This window comes from Bacteroides sp. AM41-16 (genome assembly GCF_003603495.1).
GTDB lineage: Bacteria > Bacteroidota > Bacteroidia > Bacteroidales > Bacteroidaceae > Bacteroides > Bacteroides uniformis.
On the sequence record NZ_QTNE01000005.1, the window covers coordinates 1 to 17036 of the forward strand.

Genomic DNA, 17036 nt, shown 5'->3' on the forward strand with positions numbered 1-17036 from the left:
ACTGAATCCCGTATTTTGCATTTACACAAAATATTTTATAGTGCCTTGATTTAAGGTTAAAAAGAGAAGGGGCGGACCGTGATGGTTCGCCCCTTCTGCTTTCTTCTTTATAAGCCCCGCCTTCCGGCAAATAACTCATCACTTATTACTTATAACTTTCTTATATCCATACACCGCATTGCTTCCCAGTTCTTCTTCGATGCGAAGCAGTTGGTTGTACTTTGCCATACGGTCTGAGCGGCTCAGCGAACCAGTCTTGATTTGTCCGCTGTTGGTAGCTACGGCTATGTCTGCGATAGTCGCATCTTCCGTTTCACCGGAACGATGGGAAGTTACGGTAGTATATCCGTGGCGGTGTGCCATTTCGATGGCATTCAGTGTTTCGGTCAGCGAACCTATCTGGTTTACTTTAATCAATATGGAGTTGGCACAGCCTTTTTCGATGCCCATTGCAAGGAAGTCCACATTGGTGACGAACAAATCGTCTCCTACCAACTGGCAACGGTTGCCGATACGGTCGGTCAGTTTTTTCCAGCCGTCCCAGTCGTTCTCGCTCATGCCGTCTTCGATAGAGTCGATGGGATACTTGTTGATTAACTCTTCCAGATAGTCAATCTGTTCGTCGGCAGTACGTTTCTTGCCTTTTTCACCTTCGAATTTGGTATAATCGTAGATGCCATCATGGTAGAACTCGGAAGAAGCGCAGTCCATGGCAATCATTACATCTTTGCCCGGTTCGTATCCGGCAGCCTTGATGGCGGCAATGATGGAGTTCAAGGCATCTTCTGTACCCTCCAGATTAGGAGCAAAACCTCCTTCATCGCCTACTGCTGTGCTGAGGCCACGGTCTTTCAGGACTTTCTTCAGTGCGTGGAACACTTCGGCACCCATACGCAAACCTTCGCGGAAGGAAGTGGCACCTACGGGGCGTATCATGAATTCCTGGAAAGCAATGGGAGCGTCACTATGCGAACCGCCGTTGATGATGTTCATCATCGGTACAGGCATCACATAGGTATTTGTACCACCGATATATCGGTAGAGTGGGATGTCAAGGTAAGCGGCGGCAGCCTTGGCTACAGCAAGAGATACGCCGAGGATGGCATTGGCACCCAGATTGGCTTTCGTTTTGGTTCCGTCCAGTGCAAGCATGGCATGGTCGATACCCATCTGGTTGAGGGCGGACATACCGATGAGCTTGGGAGCAATGATATTATTGATATTGTCCACGGCTTTCAGGACACCTTTGCCTCCGTAACGTTTTTTGTCACCGTCACGCAGTTCCAATGCTTCGTGTTCTCCCGTGGATGCTCCTGACGGGACAGATGCACGGCCTATGAAGCCGGATTCCAAGGTTACGTCTACTTCTACAGTTGGGTTACCTCTTGAATCGAGGATTTCACGTCCGATAATCTTCTCTATTTTCATATTCAGTCAATTTTAATTATAAACTATCTTACTAACAAATGAAAACAAGGAATTGTTTTTCGTTTTTAATCCTTTATTGTAATGCCTAAAAGAGCAGTCAGCTCCATGGCTTGGGAAGTATTGACGATGGCTCCCCGTATGTCGGGCAGGTTGAGGCGTATACCTCCTATGTGCGAGTCGCTCAAGTCGATTCCTCTTAGAGGGGTGTGTGAAAACTCGGATTCTACCAGCTCACAGTTTTCAAAGGCGATGGAGGCAAGTTTGCAGTTGTTGACGTCGCTGTTGCGCAAGTCACAAGAGGTGAAGCGGGCTTGATTGATTTTACTCATGGAAAGATTGAGGTATCTGGCATTGCAGTCCTTCATTGCCAGATGGTTCAATATTGTTTCCGGCAGATTGGTTCCCACCAGTTTGCAGGATATGAATTCCACTCTGAACAGAGAACTTTCGGCAAATGAGATGTTGGAAAGGTCGCAATGTTCAAAACGTACATCAGTGAAATGGCAGGATTTCAGTTTGCAGGCGCTGAATTGGATATGACTGAAAGTACAGTTGGTGATGCTTTTGTAGAAATACTCCATGTGTTCCTCTGTCCGCTTACCGAAGTGAAGGTCTCTGACAGTTTCTTCCGTATTCAGCCATTCTCCCAATGATTTGGAACTTTCACTTTGTCCCTCTAAGGTAGGAGGGATGATGCGTACGGGAGGCATGACAAAAGGCTTGCTGGGTTTCATAGGGGTGTTTGGGTTATATACAGCGTCCGAAGGCACCGCCGGCGAAGGCTGCCAGGACTCCTAATGTGATACTTAATAAGGTATATAAAGCAAACATTCCGTAGAATTCTTGCTTTATCAGAATCAGTCCGTCATTGCTGAAAGTGGAGAAGGTGGTGAATCCTCCGCACAGGCCGGTAGTCAGCAACAGCCGTACCTCAGTAGAAAGGTTGAAACGGGCGGATAAGGTATAGAATAGCCCGATGAGGAAACTTCCGAGGATATTGACTGTGAATGTAGCCCATGGGAAAGAGTAGGGGACTATGCGCTCGTGGAGCATCATCTGCACGCAGTAGCGCAGTACGCTGCCGGTACCGCCGCCAAGGAATATAGCTATCAGTAGTCTAGTCATAGGTTGTCTGGGGTTGGTTTTGGCTGCAAAGGTAGTGAAGACAAAGGAATTTCAGTAAATCATAGCCCGAAATTTCATAAAGCGATTCTGTACTGGAGGAAGTAGTTATTGGCGGGATGTATATAATTTTGATATTTGATATGAGTGATTGCCAATCTTGGTTCCGGATAGTTCGTGATGGGGCAGAAGCGATTTACTAAATCTTGGAGGAAGATTTAGTAAATCGTTGCCGGAGATTTAGTAAAATGTCCGGGAGATTTTAGTAAACGAGTAGAAGGGGCTTTGGAAGGATGACTGGTTTGTCTGTATTTTTGGATACGGTAATAACTTGTGAAACTTGAGCCACTCTTGAAATTGAGGTCTTAACTGTTCAAATGCCATATTGTAGAGACCTCTCTAGAACCTTGTCTTGATAATCAGCGATTTATTTTCATTGGCTGTAGAGATTGTACCCATTCCTTCTCATTCTCTTCCTGCCTTTCTTTCTTCACTTGTAGAGAAGGGTTGTTTTTAATTTGTTGTTTTTTAGAGTTTTAACGAAATTGGTTGTAGATGTCATTTCCTTGTATTCCCGTCATTCACACCCTAACTTTGCAACATCGAATTCAAGAGAATGAAAGTTTATCGTTGAGGCCTCACGATGGATCTCCACTTCTTGAAAGAGAGGAAAAGGCTTCGGCCTATTTATTACATTATTATATTAACTTTCTAAAACATTAAAAATTATGGGACTTCAGTATGTAGTGGCAAAGAGAATCTTTGGTTTTGACAAGGACAAAAATGTAAAGTATGTAGCTAAATCCGTAGGAGCGGGTGAATTGGATTTTGATAAGTTATGTGCCAAAGTGAGCCGTATTCTTGGTATTCACAGAAAGACGGTGGACTTAGTGGCTGCAGGACTGGTGGACATCATGTCGGAAGAAATAGACGATGGAAAGACTGTTCGTTTAGGTGATTTCGGATTGTTCCGCCCTTCTTTTGTAGGGAAGAGTGCTGATACGGAGGCTGGCGTTTCGGCCAGTAACATTGTCCGTAAACGTATTCTGTTTTTTCCGGGGAAAGCTTTTAGTCAAATGTTGGGCAATATGAGCGTCACCAAGATGGTGGTTCCCGATACGGACTATACGGATGGAAGTAGCAATGGTGGAGGGGATAACTCCAATCCTTCGGGAGGCAATGACGGGGACCAAGGTGAAAATCCTTTGGGATAATTCCAGTGCACGATTAAAGTTGTAAAAATATGGAGGGCGAAGTTTTCGTAGCGATACTTCTCCTTCTATTTTGTTTGTAGGCAGGATATTGTTCAAGGGAAGTTGGTTTTCATGCAAACGTTTGCCGACAAATCATCTATCATTTTAGTTTAATTGCGTCAGAGTGTATTTCTTTCCTGCCTATATTTGCATCTGGAACATAATTTTATAAATATAGCATGAGAAACATGAAAGCAATCTGTACAAAATTAGCCTGCTTCCTGCTCGTTTTGTTGGTGAGCGGCGTAGCAATGGCAGAGAGTATTACCTCTCCCAACGGACAACTTCAATTGAATTTTTCGGTAAATGCGCAAGGCGAACCCGTTTACGAACTTTCTTACAAAGGAAAGCCGGTGATTAACCCTTCCAAATTAGGACTCGAACTGAAGAACGACCCCGGTCTGATGAATGGCTTCACGATGGCGGATGCAAAGACTTCCACTTTCGACGAGACTTGGGAACCGGTATGGGGTGAAGTAAAGCAAATCCGTAACCACTACAATGAGCTGGCTGTGACGCTCAACCAAAAGGCGCAGGATAGGAACATCATTATCCGCTTCCGTTTGTTCGACGATGGTATGGGCTTCCGTTATGAGTTCCCTTTGCAGAAGAACTTGAACTATTTCGTGATTAAGGAGGAGCGTACTCAGTTTGCCATGACTGGCGACCATACAGCCTTCTGGATTCCGGGCGACTACGATACGCAGGAATATGATTACACAGAATCCAAACTTTCTGAAATCCGCGGGCTGATGAAAGGGGCCATTACGCCTAACTCTTCGCAAACCCCGTTTTCGCCCACCGGTGTTCAGACTTCTTTGCAGATGAAGACTGCTGATGGTTTGTACATCAACTTGCACGAAGCTGCTTTGGTGGATTACTCTTGCATGCACTTGAATCTGGATGATAAGAATTTTGTTTTTGAATCTTGGCTTACTCCCGATGCAGTAGGCGATAAAGGTTATCTGCAAGCTCCCTGCACGTCACCGTGGCGTACGGTTATCGTAAGCGACGATGCTCGTGACATCCTTGCCTCTAAAATCACGCTGAACTTGAACGAACCTTGTGCTTACGAGGACGTTTCCTGGATTAAGCCCGTGAAATACGTAGGTGTATGGTGGGAAATGATTGCAGGTAAGAGCACCTGGGCATATACAGACGACCTTCCCTCCATCAAACTGGGTGAAGTGGACTACTCCAAAATGAAGCCCAACGGCCGTCACGGTGCCACTAACGAAAATGTAAAAAAGTACATCGACTTCGCAGCTGAGCACGGTCTGGACCAAGTATTGGTAGAAGGCTGGAATGAAGGCTGGGAAGACTGGTTTGGCAAATCCAAGGATTATGTATTCGATTTTGTGACCCCTTATCCCGATTTCGACGTGAAGATGCTGAATGAATATGCCAAGAGCAAAGGCGTGAAGCTGATGATGCATCATGAGACATCCGGTTCGGTGCGCAACTACGAACGTCACATGGACAAGGCCTATCAGTTTATGGTGGATAATGGCTACAATGCCGTGAAGAGCGGATATGTAGGTAATATGATTCCCCGTGGTGAACATCATTATGGGCAATGGCTGAACAACCACTACCTCTATGCCGTGAAGAAGGCAGCCGACTACAAAATTTGTGTAAATGCGCACGAAGCTGTACGCCCTACCGGTTTGTGCCGTACTTATCCTAACTTGATTGGCAACGAATCTGCACGAGGAACTGAATATGAGGCATTCGGCGGTAGTAAACCGTTCCATACCACATTGCTTCCATTCAACCGCTTGATTGGCGGTCCGATGGATTATACACCGGGTGTCTTCGATACCAAACTTGACTTTATGGGCGATTTGCCCCACGGACAAGTGCAGACTACACTTGCTAAGCAACTCGCTCTGTATGTAACTTTATACAGCCCGTTGCAGATGGCTGCCGACTTGGTTGAGAACTACGAAAAGCACATGGATGCTTTCCAATTCATCAAGGATGTGGCAGTAGACTGGGACGACAGCAAGTACATTGAAGCAGAACCGGGTGATTACATTACCGTGGCCCGTAAGGCAAAAGGAACCGGCAACTGGTTTGTTGGAGGTATTACAGACGAGAATGCACGTACAGCCAACTTTACGCTCGACTTCCTTGAACCGGGCAAGCAATACGTAGCCACTCTCTATGCCGACGGTAAAGATGCTGATTACAAGGAGAACCCTACTTCTTATCAGATAAAGAAGGGTATCGTAACCAGCAAGACCAAAATGTCCGTGAAGGAAGCGCGTAGCGGTGGTTTTGCATTGAGCTTGATTGAAGCGACTCCGGCTGACAAGAAAGCTGTGAAGAAGTGGAGATAATTTAGGGTAGAAAGAGTTTTTATTAGGCATTAGTGAGGCCCCGCAGAAGTCCAATCTTTGCGGGGCTTTTTTTTGTGTTAGGGTAAGCTCATTCTTATACCGTAAAAATAGCATCAAGACCCGAGTTTTTGGTAAGTCCGTTCTTTGGGGAAACCTTTATTTTTGCACTCAGATAACAGATTGCATAATCATTAAAAATCAGAGATATGAATACGGATAAGAAAATCAGTCGTCGGGAGGCTTTAAAGCGTATGGGATTTGCCGTGATGAGCAGTGCTATCGCATCTTCCGGCCTACTCTCGTTGGCATCCTGCGAAACAAAAAGGAGTAAGCGTATCATCTTTTATTTTACCGGAACGGGTAACAGTCTTTACATCGCCCGTCAGTTGGCTGGAGAGAACGCAGAATTGTTGAGTATCCCTCAGATGGTGAAACGGGGGAAGTATGAATTTGAGGCAGATGAAATCGGCATCGTTTATCCCATCTACGGTCATATGCCTCCCTATATGGTACGGCAGTTCATTCGGAAAGCAAAACTGAAGGCAGAATACAAGTTTGCTGTCCTCACCTATGGTGCAAGGAAGTGCGATGCGGTAGAGATTTGGGACCGTATATCCCGTAAAGCCGACAATGCGTTTGACTATATCAACACTATCATCATGGTGGATAACTGGCTACCCAACTTCGACATGAACGAGCAACTCAAGATAGACAAGCACATCCCCGAGAACTTGCAGAAGATAACGGCAGATATCAACAGTCGGCAGCATTGGCACGAACCGGTGACGGAGGAGGAACGGCAACAGCACCAAGGTTTTATGCAGCGGAGTGGACTCGACCCCGAGGTGGGCTTCCTGATGAAAAGCGAGAAGTTCTTTACCGTGACCGATGTTTGTATTGACTGTGGCATTTGTACCTACGTTTGTCCGCGCGGCAACTATGAGCTGACGTCGAGAGGAGTGAAGACGTCCGGTGACTGCGAGTTCTGTTTTGCCTGCATACAGAATTGTCCGCAGAAGGCTATTCAGTTCATAAAGCAGGAAGATGGCTCTTTTCCTGACGGAACGGAGAAGAACCCCAATGCCCGCTATCGTAATGAGCATATTTCGCTAATAGATCTGAAACGGGCAAACAATCAAAAACTATAATCATTAACCTCTGTATTTTGTCGGATTTACACCCAGATGTTGTTGTACGTAACGGCTAAAATAAGCAGGAGAGGAAAAACCGAACATATCGGAAATACGGACGAACGTTAGTGATTTGTCGCGCAGCAAACGCGAGATGTCGAGTGTGGTATAACGGTTTATCCAGTAGTTTGCTGTATAACCGCTTACTTTCTTGGAAACTTCCGAAAGATATTTGGAGGTGACACATAGGCAGTCGGCATAATAGGTCACTTCACGATGCTCGCGGAAAGTTCCGTTCTCCAGCATGTTGAGGAAACGGCTCATGATGGAAGCATTTTGTACAGAGATATTGTCCTCGCCATATAGATGGGAGTGGAAATCGAAGAAGTCGAGTATCAACATCTGTGTGGAGGCGATAAGCATATCGCGATGGAAATGATGGTCTGTATTCCGGAGTCTGTATTCCACTTGTTCAAAATCCCGGAGACATAGCTCTTGCTGTTCGGTAGTCAGGGACATGATAGGATTGAGAAATAGGGAAAGTTGCCCTTTCATGCCGTAGTTGTTCTGTGGTGTACTCAGCACCACAAAGCCCGATGCGATATAGATGACCTTTACGCGAAAATCTTCTGAAGGTTGAATTTTCTCTACCAGTTTTCCTTTGCGGACAATCATCAGGTCGCCGGCACGTAGCTCGCGCTCCTCTCCATTGTACTTCAATCGGCAGATTCCTGACAGACAGAGGGCGTGTGCAAGATAGCCACTGTATGCGTCCGTCCCCAGACCTTGAAGAGTATCGGCTATTATAATATTTGCGGTTTCTCCCATTATACAGTTGTTTGGTTTCGATCACAAAAGTATATGTTTCCAATAATATAACTTCTATTGTGGGCAAGAAATATATTGCCTTTTTTATTCATTTCAAATCTGCCCGAATTTCGCAAATTCTTCATACCTTTGCATCCGTTAATTTTAGAAACCAATAACAAAACAGAACTTATGGGAGGTTTTTTCGGAACAGTCGCCAAGGCAACAAGCTGTGTGGCGGATTTGTTTTACGGCACAGATTATAATTCACATTTAGGGACAAAACGTGGTGGGTTGGCTACATACGATGCAGAAACGGAGCAGTTTACCCGTTCCATTCACAATCTGGAAAGCACTTATTTCCGCACGAAGTTTGAGGATGAACTGGATAAGTTCAAAGGAAATTCCGGAATAGGAATCATCAGTGACACAGACCCTCAACCCCTTATCCTTAACTCCCACCTCGGTCGCTTTGCCATTGTAACGGTAGCCAAAATAGTAAATCTGCAAGAACTGGAAACAAAACTGTTGGCCCAAAACATGCACTTCGCCGAACTCAGTTCGGGCAAAACCAATCAGACGGAACTTATCGCCCTCCTTATTATACAAGGAAAGACATTTGTCGAAGGAATTGAAAATGTGTATAAGCATATCAAAGGTTCCTGCTCCATGCTGTTATTGACGGAAGACGGCATCATTGCCGCTCGCGACCGCTGGGGACGTACTCCGATTGTGATTGGCAAGAAAGACGGAGCGTATGCCGCCACAAGTGAGTCGAGCAGCTTTCCGAATCTTGGTTATGAGATAGACCGTTATTTGGGACCCGGAGAGATTGTTCGCCTGCGTGCCGATGGTGTGGAACAGATGCGCAAGCCTGATGAGGGAATGCAGATTTGTTCCTTCCTATGGGTATATTACGGTTTTCCCACTTCCTGCTACGAAGGTAAGAATGTGGAGGAAGTGCGTTTTGCCTCCGGTTTCAAGATGGCACAGACAGATAAGTCAGAGGTGGATTGTGCCTGCGGCATTCCTGATTCGGGTGTAGGTATGGCGCTTGGGTATGCCGAAGGTAAAGGAGTTCCTTATCATCGTGCCATTTCCAAATATACTCCGACTTGGCCTCGTAGTTTTACTCCCAGCAAGCAAGAATTGCGTTCGCTGGTGGCAAAGATGAAGCTGATTCCCAATCGTGCCATGCTCGAGGGTAAGCGTCTGCTGTTCTGTGATGACTCTATTGTCCGGGGGACTCAGTTGCACGACAATGTGAAGGTGCTGTATGAGTATGGTGCCAAGGAGGTGCATATCCGGATTGCTTGTCCTCCATTGATATATAGCTGCCCGTTTGTAGGATTCACGGCTTCCAAAAGCGACATGGAGCTGATTACCCGTCGTGTCATCAAGGAGCTGGAGGGTGACGAGAATAAGAATCTCGATAAGTATGCCACTACTGGCTCACCCGAATACGAAAAGATGGTGGACGTTATCCGCGAGCGTTTCGGACTTTCATCCTTGAAGTTCAATACGTTGGAAACTCTGGTTGAAGCTATCGGATTGCCTAAGTGTAAGATATGTACGCATTGTTTTGATGGTAGCAGCCATTTTTGATTGACATTTTGTCCTTAAGAAATAAAAAAGGGGCGTGAATTGCTTGGCAGTTCACGCCCCTTTTTTTATCTTTACAGCACAAAATAGTGGTTAATGATTAGTGATTAATGATTAATGCCATTCGGATAATGCTTTTCGCCAATTACTAATCACTGACCATTAATCACTAACCATTAATCACTAATCATTATTCATCATGACTTTAGTAGAACGTTTTTTAAAGTACGTAAGTTTCGATACTCAGTCCAGTGAAGAGACTGAGATTACTCCGAGTACTCCGGGGCAAATGGTGTTTGCCCGGTATCTGAAAGAAGAATTGGAATCTTTGGGTCTGGAAGAAATCACGTTGGACGAAAATGGTTATCTGTTCGCCACTCTTCCTGCCAATACAGACAAGCCGTTGCCCGTCATCGGCTTTATTGCCCACATGGATACAAGCCCCGATATGAGTGGCAAGAATGTTTCTCCGCGTATCGTGCAGAATTATGACGGTAAGGACATTGTTCTTTGCGCCGAAGAGAATGTGGTTCTTTCTCCTGCCCAGTTCCCCGAACTGCTCGACCATCAAGGGGAAGATTTGATTGTGACCGACGGCAAGACCTTGCTTGGTGCCGATGATAAAGCCGGTATTGCCGAAATTGTATCGGCGGTGGTATATCTGAAGGAGCACCCCGAAATCAAGCACGGTAAAATCCGTATCGGCTTTAATCCGGATGAGGAAATCGGTCTGGGTGCCCATAAGTTCAATGTAGCGCAGTTCGGCTGCGAATGGGCCTATACCATGGATGGCGGAGAAGTGGGTGAACTTGAATTCGAGAACTTCAATGCGGCCTCTGCCAAGATAAGCTTCAAGGGACGGAATGTGCATCCGGGCTATGCCAAGAATAAGATGATTAACTCTATCCGCGTTGCCAACCGTTTCATGTCCATGCTTCCGGCTGACGAGGCTCCGGAGCATACCGAAGGTTACGAAGGTTTCTATCATCTGATAGGTATTACCGGCGAGGTGGAGCAGACAACAGTCTCTTACATTATCCGTGACCACGACCGCACCCGCTTCGAAGAGCGCAAGAAGGAGATGGAACGTCTTGTGGCAAAAATCAATGAAGAATACGGTCCGGGTACCGCTACTCTGGAACTTCGCGACCAATACTATAATATGCGCGAGCAGATTGAACCGGTGATGCATATCATCGACACCGCTTTTGCCGCCATGAAGGCGGTAGGTGTAGAGCCTCGTGTAAAAGCCATTCGCGGAGGTACGGACGGCGCCCAGCTCTCTTTCAAGGGCCTGCCTTGTCCCAATATCTTTGCCGGTGGCTTGAACTTCCACGGCCGCTATGAGTTCGTGCCTATCCAGAACATGGAGAAAGCCATGAACGTCATCGTCAAGATTGCCGAGCTCGTAGCAAGCAAATAGATAATTCATAACTCATAACTCTAATAGTTCCATGAAAACCACTCCGTTTACCGAAAAACACATCTCGCTGGGTGCCAAGATGCACGAGTTTGCGGGATATAATATGCCTATCGAGTATTCCGGCATCATTGACGAGCATCTTACAGTATGTCAGGGTGTCGGTGTATTCGACGTCTCACACATGGGAGAATTTTGGGTGAAAGGTCCCCATGCTTTGGACTTTCTGCAGAAAGTGACTTCCAATAACATAGCTGCCCTCACACCGGGGAAAGTACAGTATACCTGCTTCCCAAATGAAAATGGAGGCATTGTGGACGACCTTCTGGTCTATCATTATGAGCCGGAGAAATACCTGCTTGTCGTGAATGCGTCGAACATTGAGAAAGACTGGAACTGGTGTGTGTCTCATAACACGGAAGGCGCTGAATTGGAAAATGCTTCCGAGCACATGGCACAGCTTGCTGTGCAAGGACCGAAGGCTATTCAGGCTTTGCAGAAGCTGACTTCCATTAATCTTTCCGACCTTCCTTACTATACTTTTACCCACGGTGAGTTTGCCGGAGAAAAGGATGTCATTATCTCCAATACCGGATATACCGGCGCGGGTGGTTTTGAACTTTACTTCTATCCGGAGGCTGCCATGAAGATTTGGGATGCCGTGTTCGAGGCAGGCGCGGAGTTCGGCATTAAGCCAGTTGGTCTGGGTGCGCGCGATACGCTTCGTCTGGAAATGGGATTCTGTTTGTATGGCAATGATTTGGATGACACCACTTCGCCCATTGAAGCGGGTTTAGGATGGATTACCAAGTTTGTGGAGGGAAAGAACTTCACCAATCGCCCGATGCTGGAAAAACAGAAAGCGGAAGGCACTACCCGTAAGTTGGTGGGATTTGAGATGATAGACCGCGGTATCCCCCGTCATGGTTACGAGCTGTATAGTACAGACGGTATTGCCATCGGTGTGGTTACCTCCGGAACTATGTCGCCTACCCGTAAGATTGGTATCGGAATGGGGTATATCAGACCCGAATACAGCAAGGTCGGTACGGAAATCTGCATTGACATGCGGGGACGTAAGCTGAAAGCTGTGGTTGTGAAGCCGCCGTTCCGCAAACAGTAGTTTGAATAAATGACTGAGAATGAAGAATTTGGCTGCGCAATGATGCCGCATGACAAATTCTTCATTCTTTATTCTTAGTTATTCCTTTCTCTATATTCTGCTTATCCTGTCCAGCATTTGGTTTGCCCAACCTATCTCTTTATTGGTCCATTCCTTTTCGGTTCCTTCTATGCCCTGGCCTTCGTAGGCCGAAAGCAAGGTGATATATTCTTTCAGTATATCAGCGGCTTGGGCTTGTTTGTTCATGCGCATCAATAATAGTATTTTTTGTTTATATATGTCCAGATTGGGGCTTGTTCCTGCCATCTCCTGGGCTTTATCAAGCATGGCGAGGCAGCGGTTGTTCACTTCTTCCGTATTAGACAGTGCCATTTCCGCTTTTACCAGGATGATGTAGTCATTGTCCGTGGCTAGTCTGTTGTCAATGTTCTTGCGTATCAGCCGGGCAGTTTCCTTATAGCGCTTGTTGGCGTAGTTCATACTTGCGTTGAAAGAAACGACATCGCTGGTAGTCCGTAGGTAGGGGCGGGCACTCAAGCTATGGGATTCACCGGCCTTTTCTATACGCTTTTGCAGGTCGCCGATGCTGCCGTAGCGAGGAATATCCTTGTTGCGCTGGTGCAGGTTGTAATACCCTATAATTTTACTGAGGGCCGATGCGATTCCGTCGGGATTATAGCCCTTGAATGCCAGAAGTTGGCGCGCAAGGCGGTCTGAAGAGATTTCCTGGGAAGTTTTGTATTTCATCCCCAACCGGTCCGTTGCCGGAATGCTCAAAAGGGAAGCGATGGCTCCGATATCTGCCACCAGACTGACGGCATAAGCATCTTCATTATCGTCCCAGTAGGCCACATCGAGGGCTGCACTGGCGGTAGTGGCAAAGACATCTGCCCAAAAAGCTGCACGCTTGGCACGCCGCTCGGCACGGTAAATGTTGTTTACCTGATGGTCGAGGACGAAATGTCCCAGCTCACATGCGATGACGGCGGCCAGTTCGTCTTCGGAATCAAGAGTGCAGAGGAGGCCCGTACTGATAACCATGGAGCCGTTGGGAAGCATGAAGGCATCTGGTTCGGGCGACTGGATGATACGTATGTTCAGGCTTTCTCCACGATTGCTGTTAATGGTGGTGGCATTCAGTTTGGAGAATATTCCTTGCACGTACGAGGTTATGTAGTCGTCCTGATAGGCTATCTCGTTCAGTTTATCGAGATAGTCCAGGCATTCTTCGTCGATTTCCTGGCGCAGTTTGTGCTTGTAACCGCGGTCGTTGAAATATTCGTAAAGATGATTCTTCAGGTATATTTGCTGCCAGAATTCCCGGTCCGTTTCCGGAGCGGATATGGCAATGATACCCATCTCATCCGAAGGAATGGTTTCTTGTATGCCATTCACTTCGACGGCATAGTAAATGTTGTCGCTGTTTTCGCCGGGATTGTTCATTTTGACAACCCGTCGGATAATGACCGGGGTACCGGCGGGAGATTGCTGGTACTCTTTTGTCAATTCTCCTTTGATGGCGATGTTTCCGCTTAAGTCCTTGTGCTTGGGTTTGGCAAACCCTGCCGTTGTGACAAGGATTGTTAGGATGAATAGGGTGGCGAGTCGTTTCATGATTATGGTATGTTTTCGGTTTCGATGATACAAAAATAGGAAAGTGTTTTTCCCCTTTCTTGTTTTTTCCCCTATTCTGTGATAGGAGATTCCCTATTTATCGCTTAGCGGGAGGCGGAAACAAAAAAGGGAACCTTTCAGTAAAAGACTCCCTTTTTTCAGTTTGCTTGAAACTGATTATTTCTTACGGTTACCGTAACGGCTCATGAACTTATCAACACGACCGGCAGTGTCAACCAGCTTAGACTTACCTGTGTAGAACGGGTGAGAGGTGCTGGAGATTTCCAGCTTTACCAGCGGATAAGTTTCACCTTCGAATTCGATAGTCTCTTTCGTGTTGCAAGTGGAACGAGACAAGAATACATCACCATTTGACATATCTTTAAATACTACCGGACGGTAATTTTCAGGATGAATACCTTTTTTCATTTTGATATTTTCTTTTAAAAATTTATATTCTGTTACTATTTTGGTAATAAATAGTGTAATGGTCTTCTTTTCAGAGCGCAAAGATAGTGCAAGTTGGAGACTCTACAAAATAAATTCAGATTTATTTTTATTTAGTAGGTTTATCGCATTTTATTTCTGATTTTTGCAGGACTTAATCTTGTGAATTTATGAGGAAACTACTTGTCTTATGCTCTTTCTGGCTGTGCGTGGCAACGCTGGGGGCACAAAATGCGGAACGGAAACTGTATAGTGTTGCGTTCTACAATCTTGAGAACTTGTTTGATACGATTCATGATGCAGGTAAGAATGACTATGAGTTCCTGCCCGACGGCAGTTACCAATGGACGGCAAAGAAGTATGAGTCCAAGCTGCAGAACCTTTCCAAAGTGTTGGGTTCCCTTTCGCGTGATTTAGTGCCGGAAGGTCCGGCATTCATCGGTGTGGCAGAGGCGGAGAACAGCCGGGTGCTGGAAGACCTCGTGAAGCAGCCGGCCATTTCCAATTATGAGTTCGTGCATTATGAAGGACCGGACAGACGGGGCATCGACTGTGCCTTGCTGTACGACCCGAAGCAGTTCAGCGTTACCCACTCAAAGTTGGTGCTTTCTACTCCTTTTGAGGGGGATACGGTGCACTTGACGCGCGGCTTCCTGATTGTGGACGGACAACTGGCGGGAGAGCGTGTCTGCGTGATAGTGAACCACTGGCCCTCCCGTGGGGCAAAGTCACCGGTGCGTGTGCATGCAGCCAGGCAGGTAAAGGCCTTGAAGGACTCTCTGATGCGTAGCGACAAGAAGCTGAAACTCATCGTGATGGGGGATATGAATGACGACCCGATGGATGAAAGCATGGAGGTGCTGGGTGCACGCAAATATCCGAAGCAGGTGAAGAAAGGCGAATTCTACAATCCCTGGTGGGAGACACTGGAAGACAAGGGAGTGGGGACATTGCTCTATCGGGGCAAGTGGAACTTGTTTGACCAGATTGTCATTTCGAAACCGTTGCTGAAGGCTAAGAAAGGGTTGCGCTATGATCACAATGAAGTTTTCATCCGCGATTATCTGATTCAGCAGGATGGCAAATACAAAGGTTCCCCCTTGCGTACGCATGGGGGCAGGACTTGGCTGAACGGTTACAGTGACCATTTGCCGACCATCATCTATCTGAAAAATTAGTATTACATAATAATGTGTAAACAGATGCCGGAGAGCAAACATGTTCTCCGGCTTTTTTGTTGATAGAAGTATAGATGGCAAAAGTATGGTTGGCAGAGATAAATGCAAAGAGTTTGTAATATAGAGATTACAATAATCTGTTAAATGAAGCCAATAGCTTTAAAATAGAATGGATTTGGTAGGATGAGCCGGATATTTTATTCCTCTCAAGTTCTTTACTTTAAAGGATAATGATTACTTTTGCGTAGAATTTTAATTCACTAACAATAAAATTTAAACAAAATGGTTAATTACAAAGATTTAGGACTGGTAAACACAAGAGAGATGTTTGCTAAGGCTATCAAAGGTGGATATGCTATTCCGGCATTCAACTTCAACAATATGGAACAGATGCAGGCTATCATCAAGGCTGCAGTTGAAACAAAGTCTCCGGTTATTCTTCAGGTATCTAAGGGTGCCCGTCAGTATGCCAACGCTACGCTGTTGCGTTACATGGCTCAGGGTGCTGTTGAGTACGCTAAGGAATTGGGTTGCAAACATCCTGAAATTGTTCTTCACCTTGACCACGGAGATACATTCGAAACTTGCAAGAGCTGTATCGACTCCGGTTTCTCTTCAGTAATGATTGACGGTTCACACCTTCCGTACGAAGAAAACGTTGCACTGACTAAGAAGGTAGTTGACTATGCCCATCAGTTCGACGTAACTGTAGAAGGCGAACTCGGTGTATTGGCCGGTGTAGAAGATGAAGTTTCTGCAGAACACCATACATATACTAATCCTGAAGAAGTTATTGACTTCGCTACCCGTACAGGTTGCGATTCACTGGCTATCTCAATCGGTACTTCTCACGGTGCATACAAGTTCAAACCCGAACAATGCCACGTTGACCCTGCTACCGGTCGTCTGGTTCCTCCTCCTTTGGAATTTGCCGTTCTGGATGCTGTAATGGAGAAACTTCCGGGATTCCCCATCGTTCTTCACGGTTCTTCTTCAGTTCCTCAGGAAGAAGTTGATACTATCAACAAGTATGGTGGTAAGCTGGAAGCTGCTATCGGTATCCCCGAAGAGCAGTTGCGTAAGGCTGCCAAGTCTGCTGTTTGCAAAATCAACATCGACTCTGACTCACGTCTGGCTATGACAGCTGCTATCCGCAAGACATTTGCTGAAAAACCGGCAGAATTCGACCCGCGTAAGTATCTGGGTCCGGCTCGTGACAATATGGAAAAACTGTACAAGCATAAAATCATCAACGTGCTTGGTTCAGAGAACAAATTGGCTCAACTGGACTAATCGAAAGATAATCCGAATATAGCGTCAGCCCTTGCAACATCAATATTGCAAGGGCTGACTTGTTGTATATAGGCCGGTGTTGTGGGATGGTTAAGTTCGCCGCTTATTTCAGAAGCGGATGTTTCAACGTGTACAACAGTCTGTTTCCTTTAACAAAACAGTCTGTTTCCCTTAACTGAACAGTTTGTTTCAATAAAGAGAACACTTCGTTCCAATATGCAAAAACACTTCGTTCCAATACGTAAGAACACTTTGTTTCTACATATCCGAACACTTT

Annotated in this window: 14 protein-coding genes; 8 read left to right on the forward strand and 6 right to left on the reverse strand. The window is 46.0% G+C overall.

The features are described 5' to 3' along the window. Positions 1–138: 138 nt before the first annotated feature. From eno to crcB, 3 genes are all read right to left on the reverse strand, one after another. The gene (eno, locus tag DW896_RS06230; RefSeq protein WP_005826824.1) at positions 139–1428 is read right to left on the reverse strand and encodes a phosphopyruvate hydratase; all 1290 of its coding nucleotides are present in this window, start codon (positions 1426–1428) and stop codon (positions 139–141) included. Positions 1429–1493: 65 nt separating this feature from the next. Further along, on the reverse strand, positions 1494–2162 hold the full coding sequence (locus tag DW896_RS06235; RefSeq protein WP_009036784.1) for a pentapeptide repeat-containing protein: 669 nt from the start codon (positions 2160–2162) through the stop codon (positions 1494–1496). A gap of 13 nt (positions 2163–2175) precedes the next feature. Then, positions 2176–2553, reverse strand: coding sequence for a fluoride efflux transporter CrcB (gene crcB, locus DW896_RS06240; RefSeq protein WP_005826820.1), 378 nt, complete (start codon positions 2551–2553; stop codon positions 2176–2178). 725 nt (positions 2554–3278) lie between these two features. On the opposite strand from crcB, the gene DW896_RS06245 reads away from it, so the two are divergent. The 3 genes from DW896_RS06245 (at position 3279) to DW896_RS06255 (ending at position 7293) form a co-directional block, all read left to right on the forward strand. Further along, positions 3279–3764, forward strand: a complete 486-nt coding sequence (locus DW896_RS06245; RefSeq protein WP_005835937.1) for a DsbA family protein — start codon at positions 3279–3281, stop codon at positions 3762–3764. 218 nt (positions 3765–3982) lie between these two features. Further along, the gene (locus tag DW896_RS06250) at positions 3983–6145 is read left to right on the forward strand and encodes a glycoside hydrolase family 97 protein (protein ID WP_119993045.1); all 2163 of its coding nucleotides are present in this window, start codon (positions 3983–3985) and stop codon (positions 6143–6145) included. Between the two features lie 206 nt (positions 6146–6351). Then, positions 6352–7293, forward strand: coding sequence for an EFR1 family ferrodoxin (locus DW896_RS06255; protein WP_005826810.1), 942 nt, complete (start codon positions 6352–6354; stop codon positions 7291–7293). A 3-nt stretch (positions 7294–7296) separates the two neighbouring features. Here the strand turns inward: DW896_RS06255 and DW896_RS06260 are convergent, their stop codons facing one another. Beyond that, entirely contained in the window at positions 7297–8103 is an 807-nt protein-coding gene (locus DW896_RS06260; protein ID WP_005826809.1) for a helix-turn-helix domain-containing protein, read from the reverse strand. 171 nt (positions 8104–8274) lie between these two features. Here DW896_RS06260 and DW896_RS06265 point away from each other — a divergent pair, with 171 nt between their 5' ends. From DW896_RS06265 to gcvT, 3 genes are all read left to right on the forward strand, one after another. After that, entirely contained in the window at positions 8275–9687 is a 1413-nt protein-coding gene (locus DW896_RS06265; protein WP_005826808.1) for an amidophosphoribosyltransferase, read from the forward strand. A gap of 196 nt (positions 9688–9883) precedes the next feature. Further along, positions 9884–11107, forward strand: a complete 1224-nt coding sequence (gene pepT / locus DW896_RS06270; protein WP_005835942.1) for a peptidase T — start codon at positions 9884–9886, stop codon at positions 11105–11107. A 31-nt stretch (positions 11108–11138) separates the two neighbouring features. Beyond that, a complete protein-coding gene (gene gcvT, locus DW896_RS06275; protein WP_005826806.1) occupies positions 11139–12227 on the forward strand; it encodes a glycine cleavage system aminomethyltransferase GcvT in 1089 nt (362 codons plus the stop codon). A 90-nt stretch (positions 12228–12317) separates the two neighbouring features. Here gcvT and DW896_RS06280 read toward each other — a convergent pair whose 3' ends face one another. Together DW896_RS06280 and DW896_RS06285 are read right to left on the reverse strand one after the other, a co-directional pair. Continuing rightward, positions 12318–13841 (reverse strand): M48 family metallopeptidase, encoded by a 1524-nt coding sequence (locus DW896_RS06280; protein ID WP_119993048.1) that lies wholly within the window; start codon positions 13839–13841, stop codon positions 12318–12320. Between the two features lie 177 nt (positions 13842–14018). Then, entirely contained in the window at positions 14019–14270 is a 252-nt protein-coding gene (locus DW896_RS06285; protein ID WP_005835945.1) for a type B 50S ribosomal protein L31, read from the reverse strand. Positions 14271–14458: 188 nt separating this feature from the next. On the opposite strand from DW896_RS06285, the gene DW896_RS06290 reads away from it, so the two are divergent. After that, the gene (locus tag DW896_RS06290; RefSeq protein ID WP_005835947.1) at positions 14459–15466 is read left to right on the forward strand and encodes an endonuclease; all 1008 of its coding nucleotides are present in this window, start codon (positions 14459–14461) and stop codon (positions 15464–15466) included. A gap of 282 nt (positions 15467–15748) precedes the next feature. Then, positions 15749–16759 (forward strand): class II fructose-bisphosphate aldolase, encoded by a 1011-nt coding sequence (locus DW896_RS06295; protein ID WP_005826798.1) that lies wholly within the window; start codon positions 15749–15751, stop codon positions 16757–16759. Positions 16760–17036 lie beyond the last annotated feature (277 nt).

Bases quoted from the DNA above. Each gene is read 5' to 3' on its own strand.
- eno (WP_005826824.1), bottom strand. From the start codon at position 1,428: ATGAAAATAGAGAAGATTATCGGACGTGAAATCCTCGATTCAAGAGGT.
- DW896_RS06235 (WP_009036784.1), bottom strand. From the start codon at position 2,162: ATGAAACCCAGCAAGCCTTTTGTCATGCCTCCCGTACGCATCATCCCT.
- crcB (WP_005826820.1), bottom strand. From the start codon at position 2,553: ATGACTAGACTACTGATAGCTATATTCCTTGGCGGCGGTACCGGCAGC.
- DW896_RS06245 (WP_005835937.1), top strand. From the start codon at position 3,279: ATGGGACTTCAGTATGTAGTGGCAAAGAGAATCTTTGGTTTTGACAAG.
- DW896_RS06250 (WP_119993045.1), top strand. From the start codon at position 3,983: ATGAGAAACATGAAAGCAATCTGTACAAAATTAGCCTGCTTCCTGCTC.
- DW896_RS06255 (WP_005826810.1), top strand. From the start codon at position 6,352: ATGAATACGGATAAGAAAATCAGTCGTCGGGAGGCTTTAAAGCGTATG.
- DW896_RS06260 (WP_005826809.1), bottom strand. From the start codon at position 8,103: ATGGGAGAAACCGCAAATATTATAATAGCCGATACTCTTCAAGGTCTG.
- DW896_RS06265 (WP_005826808.1), top strand. From the start codon at position 8,275: ATGGGAGGTTTTTTCGGAACAGTCGCCAAGGCAACAAGCTGTGTGGCG.
- pepT (WP_005835942.1), top strand. From the start codon at position 9,884: ATGACTTTAGTAGAACGTTTTTTAAAGTACGTAAGTTTCGATACTCAG.
- gcvT (WP_005826806.1), top strand. From the start codon at position 11,139: ATGAAAACCACTCCGTTTACCGAAAAACACATCTCGCTGGGTGCCAAG.
- DW896_RS06280 (WP_119993048.1), bottom strand. From the start codon at position 13,841: ATGAAACGACTCGCCACCCTATTCATCCTAACAATCCTTGTCACAACG.
- DW896_RS06285 (WP_005835945.1), bottom strand. From the start codon at position 14,270: ATGAAAAAAGGTATTCATCCTGAAAATTACCGTCCGGTAGTATTTAAA.
- DW896_RS06290 (WP_005835947.1), top strand. From the start codon at position 14,459: ATGAGGAAACTACTTGTCTTATGCTCTTTCTGGCTGTGCGTGGCAACG.
- DW896_RS06295 (WP_005826798.1), top strand. From the start codon at position 15,749: ATGGTTAATTACAAAGATTTAGGACTGGTAAACACAAGAGAGATGTTT.